General features: G+C 72.5%; 13 protein-coding genes, 1 tRNA gene and 1 pseudogene. 9 read left to right on the top strand and 6 right to left on the bottom strand.

Annotated elements, in window-relative coordinates:
* Window positions 1-416: 416 nt before the first annotated feature.
* Window positions 417-1013 carry a histidine phosphatase family protein gene (locus ACZ6Y1_RS24520; protein ID WP_469633558.1) on the bottom strand — a complete coding sequence of 199 codons (597 nt, stop codon included), beginning with the start codon at window positions 1011-1013 and terminating at the stop codon, window positions 417-419.
* A 115-nt stretch (window positions 1014-1128) separates the two neighbouring features.
* Between ACZ6Y1_RS24520 and ACZ6Y1_RS24515 the strand changes: the two genes are divergently transcribed.
* Genes ACZ6Y1_RS24515 through ACZ6Y1_RS24505 form a run of 3 tightly spaced genes read left to right on the top strand, consistent with a single transcriptional unit; the run spans window position 1129 to window position 5188 of the window.
* Window positions 1129-2274: a hypothetical protein gene (locus ACZ6Y1_RS24515; RefSeq protein WP_469633555.1), complete on the top strand. Its 1146-nt coding sequence runs from the start codon at window positions 1129-1131 to the stop codon at window positions 2272-2274.
* Window positions 2262-3842, top strand: coding sequence for a hypothetical protein (locus ACZ6Y1_RS24510; protein WP_469633552.1), 1581 nt, complete (start codon window positions 2262-2264; stop codon window positions 3840-3842). The genes ACZ6Y1_RS24515 and ACZ6Y1_RS24510 overlap by 13 nt, the downstream gene beginning before the upstream one ends.
* Window positions 3839-5188 (top strand): AAA domain-containing protein, encoded by a 1350-nt coding sequence (locus tag ACZ6Y1_RS24505; RefSeq protein ID WP_469633549.1) that lies wholly within the window; start codon window positions 3839-3841, stop codon window positions 5186-5188. The genes ACZ6Y1_RS24510 and ACZ6Y1_RS24505 overlap by 4 nt, the downstream gene beginning before the upstream one ends.
* Here the strand turns inward: ACZ6Y1_RS24505 and ACZ6Y1_RS24500 are convergent.
* Window positions 5185-5679 (bottom strand): MarR family winged helix-turn-helix transcriptional regulator, encoded by a 495-nt coding sequence (locus ACZ6Y1_RS24500; protein ID WP_469633546.1) that lies wholly within the window; start codon window positions 5677-5679, stop codon window positions 5185-5187. The two genes, ACZ6Y1_RS24505 and ACZ6Y1_RS24500, sit on opposite strands and share 4 nt — an antisense overlap.
* Window positions 5680-5809: 130 nt before the next feature.
* On the opposite strand from ACZ6Y1_RS24500, the gene ACZ6Y1_RS24495 reads away from it, so the two are divergent.
* The 4 genes and pseudogenes from ACZ6Y1_RS24495 (at window position 5810) to ACZ6Y1_RS24480 (ending at window position 7675) form a co-directional block, all read left to right on the top strand.
* Window positions 5810-6379 (top strand): NADPH-dependent FMN reductase, encoded by a 570-nt coding sequence (locus ACZ6Y1_RS24495; protein ID WP_469633543.1) that lies wholly within the window; start codon window positions 5810-5812, stop codon window positions 6377-6379.
* A gap of 98 nt (window positions 6380-6477) precedes the next feature.
* A complete protein-coding gene (locus ACZ6Y1_RS24490; protein WP_469633540.1) occupies window positions 6478-6819 on the top strand; it encodes a hypothetical protein in 342 nt (113 codons plus the stop codon).
* A gap of 200 nt (window positions 6820-7019) precedes the next feature.
* Window positions 7020-7611: pseudogene (locus tag ACZ6Y1_RS24485) on the top strand (bifunctional DNA primase/polymerase).
* A tRNA-Lys gene (locus tag ACZ6Y1_RS24480) sits at window positions 7602-7675 on the top strand. Before ACZ6Y1_RS24485 ends, ACZ6Y1_RS24480 begins: the two are co-directional and overlap by 10 nt.
* 70 nt (window positions 7676-7745) lie before the next feature.
* On the opposite strand, the gene ACZ6Y1_RS24475 is transcribed toward ACZ6Y1_RS24480, so the two are convergent.
* On the bottom strand, window positions 7746-8981 hold the full coding sequence (locus ACZ6Y1_RS24475; protein ID WP_469633537.1) for a M6 family metalloprotease domain-containing protein: 1236 nt from the start codon (window positions 8979-8981) through the stop codon (window positions 7746-7748).
* 311 nt (window positions 8982-9292) lie between these two features.
* Between ACZ6Y1_RS24475 and ACZ6Y1_RS24470 the strand changes: the two genes are divergently transcribed.
* Together ACZ6Y1_RS24470 and ACZ6Y1_RS24465 are read left to right on the top strand one after the other, a co-directional pair.
* Window positions 9293-11215, top strand: a complete 1923-nt coding sequence (locus tag ACZ6Y1_RS24470) for a putative bifunctional diguanylate cyclase/phosphodiesterase (protein WP_469633594.1) — start codon at window positions 9293-9295, stop codon at window positions 11213-11215.
* A 135-nt stretch (window positions 11216-11350) separates the two neighbouring features.
* A complete protein-coding gene (locus ACZ6Y1_RS24465; protein ID WP_469633534.1) occupies window positions 11351-11917 on the top strand; it encodes an ALF repeat-containing protein in 567 nt (188 codons plus the stop codon).
* A gap of 19 nt (window positions 11918-11936) precedes the next feature.
* Here the strand turns inward: ACZ6Y1_RS24465 and ACZ6Y1_RS24460 are convergent, their stop codons facing one another.
* The 3 genes from ACZ6Y1_RS24460 to ACZ6Y1_RS24450 all read right to left on the bottom strand — a co-directional run bounded on the left by ACZ6Y1_RS24460 (window position 11937) and on the right by ACZ6Y1_RS24450 (window position 14865).
* Window positions 11937-12197, bottom strand: coding sequence for a DUF397 domain-containing protein (locus ACZ6Y1_RS24460; protein WP_469633531.1), 261 nt, complete (start codon window positions 12195-12197; stop codon window positions 11937-11939).
* Window positions 12157-13005, bottom strand: a complete 849-nt coding sequence (locus ACZ6Y1_RS24455) for a helix-turn-helix domain-containing protein (RefSeq protein WP_469633528.1) — start codon at window positions 13003-13005, stop codon at window positions 12157-12159. Before ACZ6Y1_RS24455 ends, ACZ6Y1_RS24460 begins: the two co-directional genes overlap by 41 nt.
* A gap of 159 nt (window positions 13006-13164) precedes the next feature.
* A complete protein-coding gene (locus ACZ6Y1_RS24450; protein WP_469633525.1) occupies window positions 13165-14865 on the bottom strand; it encodes a glycosyl hydrolase family 18 protein in 1701 nt (566 codons plus the stop codon).
* Window positions 14866-15000: the final 135 nt, after the last annotated feature.

Raw genomic sequence — 15000 nt, 5'->3', positions numbered from 1 at the left:
GGAGGAGCGCGCAACCACCCTCCCCATCGCGCCGCGGCCGCAGGCGCGACGACGAGGAGTCGCCCCGGAGGGCCCCCGCGGACCGACCCGCACGATCGAAGCCCCCCGGCCCGGCACACCCAGCCTCGCCGGCGTTTGAGGCGCGGGGGCGCGGGGGCAGAGCCCCCGGAACGGCGCCGCACCGGCAGACGACCGCGGCGAACCCAGCCCCGCCGGCGATTGAGGCGCGGGGGCAGAGCCCCCGACAGCGGCGCCGCAGCGGACGACGGACAGCAGCCAATCCAGCCCCGCCCGCCGGCGATTGAGGCGCGGGATGGCGGGCACCCCGGCAGCGGCTCCGCACCGGCAGACGACCGCGGCGAACCCAGCCCCGCCGGCGATTGAGGCGCAGGCGCCCGGGGGAGTCCAACAGGCGGCTACGCGTCCAGGTGGCCCGTGTCGTTCCACCGCTCCAGCGCCGGCGCCCCGTACGCCCACCCCAGAACCGACAGCGACGTCGGCTCCAGCCGGATCCGCGCGCCGAAGGCGACGTCGAAGCCGAGCCACCGCGCCGCCAGCGTCCGCAGGATGTGCCCGTGCGCGAAGACCAGCACGTCCCGCTCCGCCGACCGCGCCCACTCGACCACCGCGTCCGCCCGCGCCCCCACGTCCGCGACGGACTCACCGCCCGGGACGCCGTCGCGCCAGATCAGCCAGCCGGGCCGGACCGCCTGGATCTCGGCCGGGGTCATCCCCTCGTACTCGCCGTAGTCCCACTCCATCAGCGCGTCCCACGGATCGGCCTGCGCGCCGAAGCCCGCCAGGTCGCAGCTCTCGCTCGCGCGGACCAGCGGGCTCGTGCGGACCTCCACGCCCGGCAGGCCGTCCCACGGCGCACGGGCCAGCCGCTCGCCGAGCAGCTTCGCGCCCTGACGGCCCTCCTCCAGCATCGGCACGTCCGTGCGTCCGGTGTGCTTGCCGAGCTTGGACCACGCCGTCTGGCCGTGACGGGCCAGCAGGATGCGGGGGGCCATGGAGTTCTCCGGTCATGGGCGACTGCAGCGTCCGCCCATCATCCCATCGCCCGTCCCACGGCCGTTTTCCGGACGAAGCCCCCGATTGTCAGTGGCGGATGGGACACTTCCGCGGGTGAGCTCTTACCCGCCCAGCAGCCCTGCGCAGCCGACCACGCTGCGGCAGCGGCTCGCCGGTCTGCGCGGCCCCGCCGTGCCCCCGCGCCCGCTCGACGCCCGGGCGCTGGCCGCGCTCGCCGCCAACCCCGGCTGCGGCCGGCGCGCCCTGCTCGACGGCGCAGGCGTCGACAAGACCGTCCTCGCCTCCGCCCTCGGTTCACCCGCCGCCTTCGGGCAGTCGCAGTTCGCCATCGTGCGCGGCAACTCCTTCGAGGCCAAGGTGAAGGGCGACGGCGGCGCCGAGCTGCTGCGGCTGGTGCACGAGCACCTCGGCGCGGGCGCCGAGCCGCCGGGCCGGGGGGCCCTGGTCCCCGATCTGGCCGCCGCCGGCCCCGAGGGCCGCGCCGCCCGGACCGCGCTCGCCCTGCGCGAGGCGACCGCCGCCGGGACCTGGACGCTGCTGGACCACCCCATGCTGGCCCTGGAGGTGGCGGGTTCCCCCGCCTACCTGGAGCCGGACGCCGTCGTCGTCCACCCCGACGGCCGCTGGACCGTCGTGGAGATCAAGTCGTTCCCGATGATCGACGGATCCGCCGACGCCGCGAAGGTGGGCGCGGCCGCCCGCCAGGCCGCCGTGTACGTCCTGGCCCTGGAGAAGACCGCCCGGAAGCTGACCGGCGCCGAGGTCGGGCACACCGTGCTGCTCGTCTGCCCGAAGGACTTCTCGAACCTGCCCACCGCCGCCGCCGTCGACATCCGCCGCGAGCGCTCCGTGACCGTGCGCCAGCTGGAACGGCTGACCCGGGTCGAGGAGCTGGCCGCCGCCCTCCCCGAGGGCCTCAGCTTCGACCCGGCGCGCACCGCCGAGGAGCTCACCGAAGCCGTGGCCGCGGTGGACGCCTCGTACGCCCCCGAGTGCCTGGCTGCCTGCGAGCTGGCCTTCCACTGCCGGGAGCGGGCCCGCGCGGCGGGCGAGGTGACCTCGCTGGGCCGTTCCGTACGGGGCGAGCTGGGCTCGCTGACCACCGTCGAGGCGGCCCTCGCCGCGGCCGCCGGGGCCGGCCCCGAGGGCGATCCCACGGCCGAGGCCCTGCACCACGCCGCCCGGCTGCGCGCCGAGGCGCTGCGCCAGGCCGAGGAGGCCTCGGCATGCCCCTGCTGAACACCCTGGCCCGGCTGGAGGCCGTCCGCGCGGGCCGCGCGCAGCCGCTCGCGACCGTGCGCCACCGCCACCTGAGCGAGAACCCGCTGGTCTTCGTCCCGCTGACCACCGCCGGTGAGGCCGGCGCCCCGCTCGGCGCGATGGTCGGCACCGACCGGCACGAGCCGCGGCTCTTCGTGATACCGCAGCCGCGCGACCGCGACCTGCGCTGGGCGTTCCTCGCGGACCTGGCCGTGCACGTGCTGGACCACATCGACGGGTACGCGGACGCCGTGGAGCTCGTCGAGCGGAGCGAGACCGACCCCGAGACGGGGAAGCGCTCCAAGGTCGAGGCCGAGCTGTGCCTGGACGCGCCGCAGCTGATGGTGCCGAGCCGTGCGGGCATCGAGTACGTCCGGCTGCTGGGGCGGTCGATGCGTTTCCGGCGCACGGCCGAGGAGGATCCGGAGAATCCGTATCCGGCCCCGGCCCGGGTGCCGCTGCTGGGGCGCTGGTTCACGCACCTCGCCGAGCGCTCGCGGGTGCCCGGCTCCTCGATGCTGCTGTCGGCGACCGATCTGCTGTCCCGGCACTGGGCGACCGGCCAGAGCAACCTGGAGGACCAGCACCTGGGCGCCCTCCTGGCCTGGATCTCGCCCCCGCGGGGCGAGTCCGGCGCCCTGGCGGCGGAGCGGGCCGAGCTGGCCCGGGACCGCGACGGCCAGCTGCTGGTCCCGCCCGCCGGTCCGGCCACCGATCCGGCCTTCGACAACAAACTGCTGGCCCCGGCGATGGCCCGCTACGACGCCGCGCGCACGGCGGAGCCCCGTGACGAGCGGGCGGTGGCCCGCGCCGAGGAGGGCGTACGGGCCCTCGTGGAGGTGCAGCTGCGGCCCACCTGGGACGCGGTGTGGCGGGCCCTGGACCTGGCCCGCACCCTGCCCCCCGGCGAGCGGGCCGAGGAGCGCTGGACGCGCGACCGCTGGTCGTTCACCGGCCACCGGGACCGCGTACGGGCGGGCGAGCCGCCGCAGCCGCGCCAGGACGACGCGGTGACGGCGGCTCAGAAGCTGGCCACGCGCGAAACCGAGCAGGTGCGGCTCGACGCCCAGGAGGCGCTGGACGACCCGCTGGTCATGGCGGGCCGGCGGCTCTCGGGCGAGGCGTTCGCCGGTGAGGTCACCGAGGTCGTGATGGAGTGGACGGACTCGAAGCGGCCGAGTCCGCGCCCGCTGGTGACGGTGGCCACCGAGGACCGGCCGCAGCTCGGTGACGGGGGCGGCGCGGGCGGCGCGAAGGTGTTCCGCTCGCTGGACGGGCGTCCGCAGGCGGCCCAGTTCGTGCGGTACGACGGCGAGGGCCTGGTCGTGCTGCGGCTGCTCGACAAGATGGGCCGCGGCCGGGAACCGGAGCCGGGCTCGGTGCCCGAGAAGGGCGACCGTGTCTGCTGGACGCTGTTCGAGCACGACGCGCGCGGCGGCCCGAAGCTGCCGGACCCGGAGAACACCCCGTGGACGCACGGCGGCCCGCCCGGACACCTGTCCGCCCCCGTCCTGCCCGACTCCGTCACCGACGAGGACCTGCTGTGACCTCGAACGACTCCTCCGCGGCCTTCGACCCGGGGGCCGCGGCCGCCGAGGCGACCGCCGCCATCCTCCGCGACACCCTGCACGGGGCCGAGCGGGGTGTGGTCGTCGACTCCCCGCCCGGCGCCGGCAAGTCGACGCTCGTGGTCCGCGCGGCCCGGGAGCTGGCCGCGGCCGGGCGCCGGCTGATGGTGGTGGCGCAGACCAACGCCCAGGTCGACGACCTGGTGCTGCGGCTCGCCGACAAGGATCCGGAGCTGAAGGTCGGCCGGCTGCACAGCAGCGACGGCGACGCCTACGATCCCGCGCTGCGCGCCCTCCCCTCGGTCACCCTGTCGGCCAAGCCGGGCGACCTGGCCGAACTGCCCGTCACCATCTCCACGGCGGCGAAGTGGGCCTACGTCAAGGACACGGAGCCGTGGGAGCACGCGATCGTCGACGAGGCGTACCAGATGCGCTCCGACGCGCTGCTGGCCGTGGCGGGCCTGTTCGAGCGGGCGCTTTTCGTGGGCGACCCGGGACAGCTGGACCCGTTCAGCGTGGTCGGCGCGGAGCAGTGGGCGGGGCTTTCCTACGACCCTTCGGCGTCGGCGGTGTCCACGCTCCTCGCGCACAACCCGGGGCTGCCGCAGCACCGGCTCCCGGTGTCCTGGCGGCTTCCGGCGTCGGCCGCGCCGCTGGTGTCCCGCGCCTTCTACCCGTACACGCGGTTCCGCAGCGGTACGGGCCCGGGCGAGCGGCGCATGTCGTACGGGGTCCCCTCGGACGGCTCGGGCCCGGACCGGGTGCTGGACGAGGCCGCCGAGTCGGGCTGGGGTCTGCTGGAGCTGCCCGCCCGGCACACCCCGCGCACCGACCCGGAGGCGGTGGCCGCGGTGGCCCTGGTGGTCCGCCGTGCGCTGGACCGCGGGACGGTCACCACCGACGAGCAGTCCCCGGACCCGACCCCGCTCACCGCCGACCGGATCGCCGTCGGCACGGCCCACCGCGACCAGGCGGCGGCGGTCCGCGCCGCCCTGTCCTCGCTCGGGGTCACGGGCGTCACGGTGGACACCGCGAACCGCCTCCAGGGCCGCGAGTACGACTTCACGGTGGTCCTCCACCCCCTGTCGGGCCGCCCGGACGCCACGGCGTTCCACCTGGAGACGGGCCGCCTGTGCGTCCTGGCCTCCCGCCACCGCCACGCCTGCGTGGTCGTGGCCCGCGCGGGCATAGCGGAACTCCTGGACGACCATCCGTCGACGGAGCCGGTGCAGCTGGGCGTGACGGTGAAGTTCCCGGACGGCTGGGAGGCGAACCACTCGGTCCTGGCCCACCTGGCCGAACACCGCGTGAGCTGGCGGCCCTAGCCCGAGGACCGCGGCGCCTTGCGTTCGGCGCCGAGGCGGATGCGGAGGGTCTCGCCGAGCTCGGCGAGGACGGCGAGCTGCTGCGGGGTCAGGATGTCGATCAGGTGGCGGCGCACCGACGCCACGTGGAGCGGGGCCGCCGTGGTGATCGTCTCGACGCCGGCCTCCGTGAGGACGACCTCCGCGCCCCGGCCGTCGGCGGCGACGTCCTCGCGGCGGACGAGGCCGCGCTGCTCCATTCGGGTGAGCTGGTGGGACAGCCGACTGCGCGACCAGTGCATCATTTCGGCCAGTTTGCTGATCCGCATGCGGTGGCCGTCCGTGGAGCCGAGTACGGACAGGACGTCATAGTCCGCCTCGGAGAGGGCGCTGTCCTGGCTGAGATCCCGCGCGATCTCCGCGTTGACCAGCGGAAACATCCGCCGCCAGGCGTACCAGGCGTCCTGCTCGGGCTCCGTGAGCCAGCGCGGCGGCTCGGGTGCGGGGGTCATGTCCGCACTCTAGCCAGATCGATGACACATCACCTACCTGGTTGACACGTCACCCATCCCTCGGTTTTATAGGTGACACGTCAACAACGTTCGACGACCAACCGCACCGACCGATCGGGAGTTCCCCGCCGTGCCCCGTCTCCACGTCATCTCCGCAGCCACCCGCCCCACCTCCTCCGGCCGCCCGCTCGCCCAGTGGGTCGCCGAGCAGGCCCGCGCCCGGGGCGACTTCGAGGTCACCCCCGTCGACCTCGCCGAGATCGACCTGCCCTTCCTGGACGAGCCCGAGTACGCCTCCAGCGGCGTCTACGCCCACCAGCACACCAAGGACTGGAGCGCACTGATCGACTCGGCGGACGCGCTGCTCTTCGTGCTGCCGATGTACAACGGCGGCTTCACCGCCCCCTTCAAGAACGCCATCGACTTCCTCTACAGCGAGTGGAAGGGCAAGCCGGTCGGCATCGTCAGCTACAGCGCCGGCCCCTCGGGCGGCGCCCCGGCCGCCCGGATGCTGCTGCCGGTGCTCACCCAGGTGGGCATGGTGCCCGCCGAGCGCTCCGTGGCGGTCGCGGGCATCCCGAAGCTGGTCGGGCCGGACGGGTTCGAGGCTCCGGAGGGCCTCGCGGACGAGCTGGCAGGCGTACTGGACGACGTCGCGCTGCTGGCGGCGCGGCGGGACACCGAGGCCGTGTCGGCCTGACGCCCGACCGGCGCGCGGGCCCTTCGTGCGCCCTTGCGGGCCGTTGGACAATGGACGGTGGCCCGGAAAGCATTCGCACGCGCAGCAGGAGGACACGCATGGCAGAGCCCGAGCGGACCGAGCGGAGGCTGCGGCCCGCGCCGCTCCTCTTCGAACCGTCCGAGGTCGTGGCGGATCCGGAGCACTTCTTCGACCTGGAGTCGATAGAGGACCCCCGGGAGCTGCTCGCCCGCGCGACGGAGCTGACGCTGGCGTTCCGGGCCGCGCAGGAGCGTGCGGTGGAGTTCCAGGCGGTGGCCGCGGCCCAGCTGGCCGACCCCAGGCGGTTCGACCGGATGTCGCCGGCGGCCATCGCCGAGCGGGCGGAGTGGACCGAGGACTACGCCCGCAAGATGATCGAGTTCGGCGAATCCCTCCAACGCGGCACCGATACCCCGTAGGGAGCGGACATCAGCCCCGCCGGCGTTTGAGGCGCGGGGTCTGGGTGGAGCCCCAGCAGCGGAGCCACTGCCAGGGGCCCGCCCGCCAAGCGCAGCGGACTGGCATATGCGGGGCGCAACATACACCCGCACCCCCCACCCTGTCCCCGTTTCCGGTAACTCCCGGAGAGCGGTGCGTCACACCCGGTAGACCTGGCGCCATGACTCCCGCCTCCCCCGCCCTCGAACTGGACGTCCGCACCGCGCCCGCCACCCACGTCACCCACGTCACCCCCCAAGGCGCGTACTGGCTCGCCTCCGCCAGCGCGCATCCGGGGCTGACCCTCGCGGCGTGGCAGGCGCGGCCCGCCTCGCCCGCCGCGCTGCCGTGCGGGGTGGTCTTCGACGTGGTAAACGTGCCGCTCGTGGTCGGGCGCCGGATCCTGGACCTGCTCTGGGCCGAGGGGCCCGGCTGCGGGCCGGTCGCCGTGCACCGGGGGCGGATGCTGCTGTTCGCCTCGCCCGGCACCGCCCACCGGCTGCCCGCGCTGCTGGCGTGGGAGGAGTGGGGCGGCTCGCGCACCGTTCCGGCGCCGCTCTGCCACGGCCGCGGCGACGCCGTCACCGTGCCGCCGCTGGCCGCCCCGGCCGGTCCTTCGCGGTGGCTGGTGGCCCCCGATTCCCGCACTCCCTGGCTCCCCGGACCCGACGCGCTGCTGTGGGCTTTCGTCCGCGCCGCCCGAGCTGCGGATATCGATTTTTAGTTCCGCGGAACCTCCTGGTAATGTCTACGACGTCAGCAGGCGCCGCTAGCTCAGTTGGTTAGAGCAGCTGACTCTTAATCAGCGGGTCCGGGGTTCGAGTCCCTGGCGGCGCACAGACGGAAGAAGGCCCCCACTCCTCGGAGTGGGGGCCTTCTTCGTGCGGTCGCCGGTCCGGCCGGCCGCTCAGGTGGTGATCTTCACCGTGTACGCGCCGGACGGCGTGCGGTCCGCGACCTCGATCCGGATCCGCTCCCCCGGCACGCTGTACGACTCGCCCACCTCCAGCGGGGCGTCGGCGAGCGGCGGGTACACCGAGTGCTCCCAGCAGGCCTCCGTCCGCGGGTGCCCGTCCAGCACTTCGATCGGGCCGCCGCCCGACGCCGCCTCGTTGCGCACCCGGTAGACGAGGACCCCTTCCGAGCAGGTGTTGCCGTCGTTGCCGGCGGAGCCCCGGGCCTCGATGGCGATCGCGCTGCCGGGACCCGTACGGATCACGGCGAGGCGGGTCCCGCCCGTGCCGCCGCTCGGCGGGGTCTGGGACAGGGGTTGCAGGGTGTGCAGGGAGGAGCCCGACTGCACGCAGTCCACCTGGGAGGAGTCCAGCCAGCCCAGCTTCCACTTGTGCCAGGCGAAGAGGTCGGGGGCCATGCCGAACTGGCTGCCCATGACGTCCCAGTCGCCGACGTACGTGTCCCAGTCGCCCTTGCCGTCGGTGGGCCGGTGGTAGAGGTCGGGCAGGTCGAAGACGTGGCCGGTCTCGTGCGCCAGCACGTTGCGGTCGGGCGGGTGGCGTTCGAAGACGGTGACGATCCGCCGCAGCTCCGCGCCGTCCGCGACGATCGGCTGCTCGAAGTTGACGACCTTCGTGGCGTCGGAGTCCACGCCCGGCGCCTCCGGGTCGGCGACGAAGTAGACGACGTCGTACCGGGAGAAGTCCACCCCGGGGTCGGCGGCGGCGACCGCGTCGCGCAGGTAGGCCGCCCGGTCCTCGGGGGCCCAGTCGCGCCTTATCCCGTAGGCGGTGGACGGTTTCGGCATCCGGATCCAGGTCTTCTGCGGGTGCGGGACCAGGTGGAAGCGGCCGTAGGAGGCCTGCTCGAAGAAGTCGCTGGTGGCCGGGAAGTAGTCGGCGGTGATCTGCCCGGGCGTCAGCGCGGTGCGGTGGTCGGGGAACGAGAGGAAGACCATCACCGCGTTCAGGGTGCGTTCGGGCTTGGGGTAGGCGCCGTTCCAGGAGTCCAGGCCCAGGGAGTGGTGGGCCGCGGTGCGGGTCAGTGCGCACGGGCCGGCCCCGGAGTCGGCGACCGCGGGGCCGGCGACGAGCGACATGGCGGCGAGCGCCGACAGTGAAGTGAGCGCGGCAGCCGCACTGCGGAGGCGGGAGCGGTCCACTCCCCCGGGTGTCTGCTGTCGCGGCACATCGACCTCCGGTGGTGGATTCCTACCCTCTCGTCCCACCTTGAGGCGATTGTCTTACTAATGCCTTGTTCCGCTGCCCCGCACGAGTGACCCGTGCGGCAATCCGGTGACCCCGGCCTTCACGCCGCCACCTACAGAACGTCACGACCGATCACGCGAGATCAGCAGAGGCCTCCACATGCTCACGGCTGCGCAGAAACGATCGCGCGACCTCTGGCCAATGGTTCGTCATCACGTCGAAGCACCGCCCCGCCGCGCGGCGACGGCGCTGGATAGGGCCTCCCGGCTGGCTCTATGATCGGCACACTTTCCTGCACGGACACCCACACGCACTGCGGGAGCCAACGGTGAGCGGAACCCCAGAAGGAACCGGTTCGGCGGCCGACAGCATCCGCTCGGCCGTCACGGAACGTCACCCCGCCGTGTCTGCGACGGCAAGCCCGCCCCGCGCCGAGGCCGAACGGCGCGACTACCGGGCCGCCTTCAACGCGGCCCACCTGCCCATGGCCGTCGTGGACCGCGAAGGGTACGTCGTCACCGCCAACCAGGCCTTCGCCGGCCTGCTCGGCGCCGAGCCGCACGAACTCGCCCACCGGTGCGCGGCCGACCTGGTCGACCTGGCCGCGGAGGCCCGCACCTGGGCCGCGTACCAGGAGGTGCTCCGCGGGCGGCAGGCCCGGCTGCGCTGCACCCGGCGGCTCAAGCACCCCGACGGCCACTCGCTGTGGACCGAGGTAACCCTGGGGCCCGTACCCGGCACCGGCGACGTCCTGCTGTCCGTCGCCGACATCAGTGACCGCCGCGACCTCCAGGCCCGGCTGCGCCACCTCCAGATGCACGACCCCGTCACCCGGCTGCCGAACCGGGCGCTGTTCTTCGAGCGGCTCTCCGCCGCCCTGGAGGCCTCCTCGTACGAGTACGGAGGCGGCACCGGCCGGATCGGGCTCTGCTACCTGGACCTGGACGGCTTCAAGGCCGTCAACGACACCCTCGGCCACCGCGTCGGCGACCGGCTGCTGACCGCCGTCGCCGCCCGGCTGACCCAGTGCGCCGACCAGTCCGGATACGGGCGCACGGGCGGCCACCTCGTGGCGCGGCTAGGGGGCGACGAGTTCGCCCTGCTCGTGGAGGACTCCACCGGTACCGAGCAGCTCGCCGACCTGGCGCGGAGCGTACTGGCCGCCGTGCAGGAGCCGTTCGACCTGGCCGGGCAGCGGCTGTCGGTCTCCGCGTCCATCGGGGTGGTGGAGCGGGCCACGGCCGGGACCTCGGCGACCGGCCTGATGCAGGCCGCCGACACGACCCTGTACTGGGCGAAGGCGGACGGCAAGGCCCGCTGGACCCTCTTCGACCCGGAACGCAACGCCCACCGCATGACGCGGCAGGCGCTCTCCTCCACCCTGCGGCCGGCCGTGGAGCGCGGGGAGTTCGCGCTGGAGTACCAGCCGCTGGTGGACCTGGAGAGCGGCGCACTGCGGGGCGTCGAGGCGCTGGTGCGCTGGAACCACCCGCAGTTCGGCACGCTGACGCCGAATCGGTTCATCGGGATCGCCGAAGAGGACGGTTCCATCGTCCAGTTGGGCCAGTGGGTGCTGCGCACGGCCTGCCGGCAGGCGCGGCGCTGGCAGATCGAGCAGCCCAGCGACGCCCCGGTCTTCGTCTCGGTCAACGTCGCGGTGCGCCAGGTGTGGGACTCCGACCTGGTGGGCGACGTCGCGGAGATCCTCGCGGAGACCGGCCTGGCGCCGCAGCTGCTCCAGCTGGAGCTGACCGAGTCGGCGGTGATGGGCTCGGCGGGCCGGCCCCTGCAGGCCTTGCAGGCGCTCAGTGACATGGGCGTCCGCATCGCCATCGACGACTTCGGCACCGGGTACTCCAACCTCGCCTACCTCAGCCGGCTGCCGGTCTCGGTCCTGAAGCTGGACGGCTCCTTCGTACGCGGCTTCCGCTACGAGGAGGGCACCCACCCGAACCCGGCCGACGAGACCATCGTCGAGGCCCTGGTCCAGCTCGCGCACCGGCTCGGCCTGACCGTCACCGCGGAATGCGTGGAGACCGCCGGGCAGGCGGCCCGGCTGCGGCGCGTCGGCTGCGACACGGGCCAGGGCTGGCTGTACTCGCGCGCGGTCCCGCCGGACGTGATCGCCCGCATGATCGGCCGCCAGGCCGCGGCGGCCGCTGGCGCCGCCGCTTCGGCCGAGCAGGACGGGCCCGCCCCGCACCCCCTGGTTTGAGGCAGCTCCCGCCCCTCCTGTAACAAAACAAAACGAAACGGAATCCGTCGATCATTAATGATCATCGGGTTTAGCCTGAAGCCGACCCATTCGCCGCCGGACCACGGCGAATCGCTCGACCGAGGGGGAACCACCATGAACACGCGCCGCGTCGCACTCGCCCTGACCGCCGCCGCCCTGGCTCCGGCCCTGCTGCTCTCCACGCCGTCCTTCGCCGCCACGGCCCCTGCCCCCACGCCGGTGTGCGGGGCGACGGCCAAGGTCGCCGCCAAGGACACGGACAACGCCTTCACCATCGTCAAGCTGCTGACCGACCGCGCCTGCGGCAAGTCCGTGATCCGCGAGGCCAACGCGGCGCTTTCGGGCACCCCGCAGGACCGCGTCACCTTCCTGACCACCGGCCTCGCGAAGGCCCGTGACGAGGACAACGCGGTCGCCATCCTGCGGATCCTCGGGGGCAAGCCGGGCAGGGCGGTGGTCCGCGAGGCGAACAAGGCCCTCGACGGCACCGCCGCCGACCGCGCCGCGTTCCTGGCCACCGGGCTGCGCCTCGCCCAGGCCGAGGACGACCGCGTCACCACCCTGCGCATCCTGGGCCGCCCCGGCATCAGCGATGCCCTGCGCGCGGCGGCCAACAAGGCCCTGGACGGCACCCCGGAGGACCTCCGGTACTTCGTGACGGTCGGCCAGTATCAGGTCTGACCGGCCTCGGCCCGCCTGCTCAGAGGCTCCGAACGAAGGCCGCGAAGGCCTCCGGAGCCACTGAGAAGGCGGGGCCGTCGGGGTTCTTGGAGTCCCGGACGGCGACCTGGCAGGGCTGGGTGGCGACCTCGACACAGTCGCCACCGGTGTTACCGCTGTACGAACCCTTCCGCCATGCGGCGCCGCCGAGGGGGGCGCACTCGACGCAGTCGCCGCCGTTGGTGCCGCTGTAGGACGACTTACGCCACTGCACGCTCAACAGGTCCACACGGGTCCCCATAGCGTTCCTCCATTACGCGTGCGATCAGAAGGGCCGACTCCTCCGGCGAGAGTGCTTCGGCCTGCAGTCGAGCGTATCCGACCGAACGCTCCCTGATCACCTGCAGGTTGGCCGTCATATGGCCCGAGTCATAGCTCTCCGCGTAGAAAAGATCGGGATCACCGTCGAAGCGAAGGAGATTGAACGACCCCATCATCCCGCTGTGTTCGCCGGTCGAGAAGGGCAGTACCTGGATCTGGACCCACGGCCGGTCGACGAAGGTCAACAAATGAGCCAGTTGCTCACGCATTACCTCGGGGCCACCGACGTTGCGGTGCAGCAGCGCCTCATCCAGCACCACCAGAACCACTGGCGGCACCTCGCGGGCCAGTATGCGCTGGCGTTCCATGCGCGCTGCCACAACCTCGTTCACCCTGTCCGGGTATTCCACGGCCAGGAGCGCCTTGGCGTATGCCTCTGTCTGGAGGAGCCCGTAGACCAATTGCGACTGGTACGTGGAGATGAAAGTCGCCCTGGCCTCCATTGCCGCGTACGGCTGGAACCACGTAGGCAGCACGCTCTGCAGGACTAGCCCTACCAGCCGCGAGAAGTGCCCATCCGTGCCGAGGGCCGCGTCCACCCGTTCCGAGAAGTCCCGCGTCGGGACCCGCTTCCCGTTCTCGATCATGCCGATCAAGGACCCGGTACAGAAGATGATCGCGCCCAGCTGGGCCTGTTTCAGCCCCGCCTCCTCCCTCAGCCGCCGCAGCTCGTAGCTGTAGTAGTCCAGCGGCGAGGCGCTGGGATCGATGTCACGGACGACGGCCATGCGGCGGCACCCCCAAGCGGAGAACGGGCTTGTGGCCGAGGGTAGCGATGCCGACACGGAGAGGTGTCCGGAATCCGGCAACCATGTGACACACCTCCGCCCCGCCCCCGGAGAGAGGGGACGGGGCGGAGGTACCGCTCGGCGCGGGGTGGGGGGAGATCAGCAGGCGCCGAGGTCCTTCCAGACACCCCATTCACCGGTGGTGCCCGGCGTCTCGTTCTGCGTCCACCACTGGGCCTTGTACTTGCGGCCGTTGTACGAGACCTCCTGGCCGGCCGTGTAGACCGTGCCCGCGACGTACGCCGGGGTCGAACCGCAGCCGGACGGCGGCGTGGTAGTCGGCGGGGTCGTGGTCGGAGGCGTGGTGGTGGGCGGAGTCGTGGTCGGCGGGGTGGTGACCGGCGGCTGGGTGGCTCCGCCGAGGGCGTCCGAGATCTGGTTCAGCAGGGTGGTGTTGTTGTCCAGGCCGAGCAGGGAGTACATCATCGCGCCGGCCAGGCCGCGGCTCTTGCCGTAGTCGACCCGCGCCTGGACGGACCTCTGGTTGAGGCCCGTGAACCACTCGCCGTCCTTGTAGAAGTACGAGGCCTTGGCCTGGTCGTCCCAGAAGGTGGTCGCGGCGTTGTCGACGATGCCGCCGAGCTCCTTGTAGTTGGCGATGCCCGCCTGCTGGCTGGTGGGCCGGGCGGCCGAGGCGCCGGTGGCGGGCTGGGCGAGGCCATTGGCGGTGCCCGCCGGGACGCCCTTCCAGCCGCGGTAGTAGAACTCGTAGCCCAGCGTCAGCTTGTTGGCGGGGAAGCCGCCGGTGATGCCGTAGGCCGGGTTGCCGTCGATCCAGGAGTCGATGGCGTTGTCGATGCTGTACTTCTGCGTGCCGGGGGCGATCGGGTCGGTCGGGTCGTTGGACCCGGAGTACAGCGGGGACTGGTGGTAGGTGGGCCCGTCGCCGTCCCAGGCGCCGTGCATGTCGTAGGTCATGATGTTCGCGTAGTCGAGGTACGCGCCGATCTTGTCCGTCTCGATGTACTTGATCTTGTCCTGGCCGGCCGGGAGGGCCGAGGTCAGGAGGTACTTCTTGCCGCCGTTGGCCGCGCCGTAGGCGTCGAGCTGCTCGCGGAACTCCTTGAGCAGGAGCGTGAAGTTCTGCTTGTCCTCGGGAGCGTAGTGGTTGCCGAGGTGGCCGCCCGACGAGCCCGGGTACTCCCAGTCGATGTCGATGCCGTCGAAGATCCCTGCCGCGCTGCCGGCGCCTCCGTAGCCGCCCTCGACCGGCAGGTTGCCCTTGATGTACTGGTCGATGCAGGAGGAGACGAGCTTCTTGCGGGAGGCGTCGGTCTTGGCCGCGTCGCTGAAGTACTTCGAGTACGTCCAGCCGCCGATCGAGATGTTGATCTTCAGGTGGGGGTACTTGGCCTTCAGCTGCTTGAACTGGTTGAAGACGCCGACGATCGGCTGGTCCCACTTGTCGGCGACCCCGCTGACGCTGTCCGCGGCGCTGAAGGACTTCTGGTAGTCGGCGTACGAGTCGCCCGCGCCGTCACCGGCGCTGGGGTTGTTGTCGTCGCCGGCCGCCTTGTTGGCCTCGAAACAGGTGAGGTTGGTGGGGTGGATGTTCCCGAAGGAGTAGTTGATGACATCCAGCTTGCCCGCTATGCCGCGCGTGTCGAGGTGCTTGGGATAGAAGGCGTTCCCGTACACGCTCCACTGGTCGTAGTAGGCGATCTTCACGCCTCCGCCGCCCGCTGCGGCGGTGGAGTCGGCGGCCTGTGCGGCGCCGCCGAGTCCCGCGAAGGCCGCCAGCGATCCGGCGGCGAGCGCGACCGTGGCGGCGGCCGCGACGAGAGGTTTACGGATGTGCATGAACTCGCTCCGTGGGGGTGGGAGGGGAACGCAGCAGATCAGGTGGGAGAAGTGATAGCGATCGCCGGACACCCGAGTCAATGGTTTGGACCAAAGAAGGACTAGACCACTCCCCGCGCAAATCCCTTGGTCAGA

It is taken from the genome of Streptomyces sp. NPDC053432 (assembly GCF_055585365.1).
Note: the sequence above shows the minus strand (reverse complement) of the source record. Positions and strands in the feature narration are given on the sequence as shown.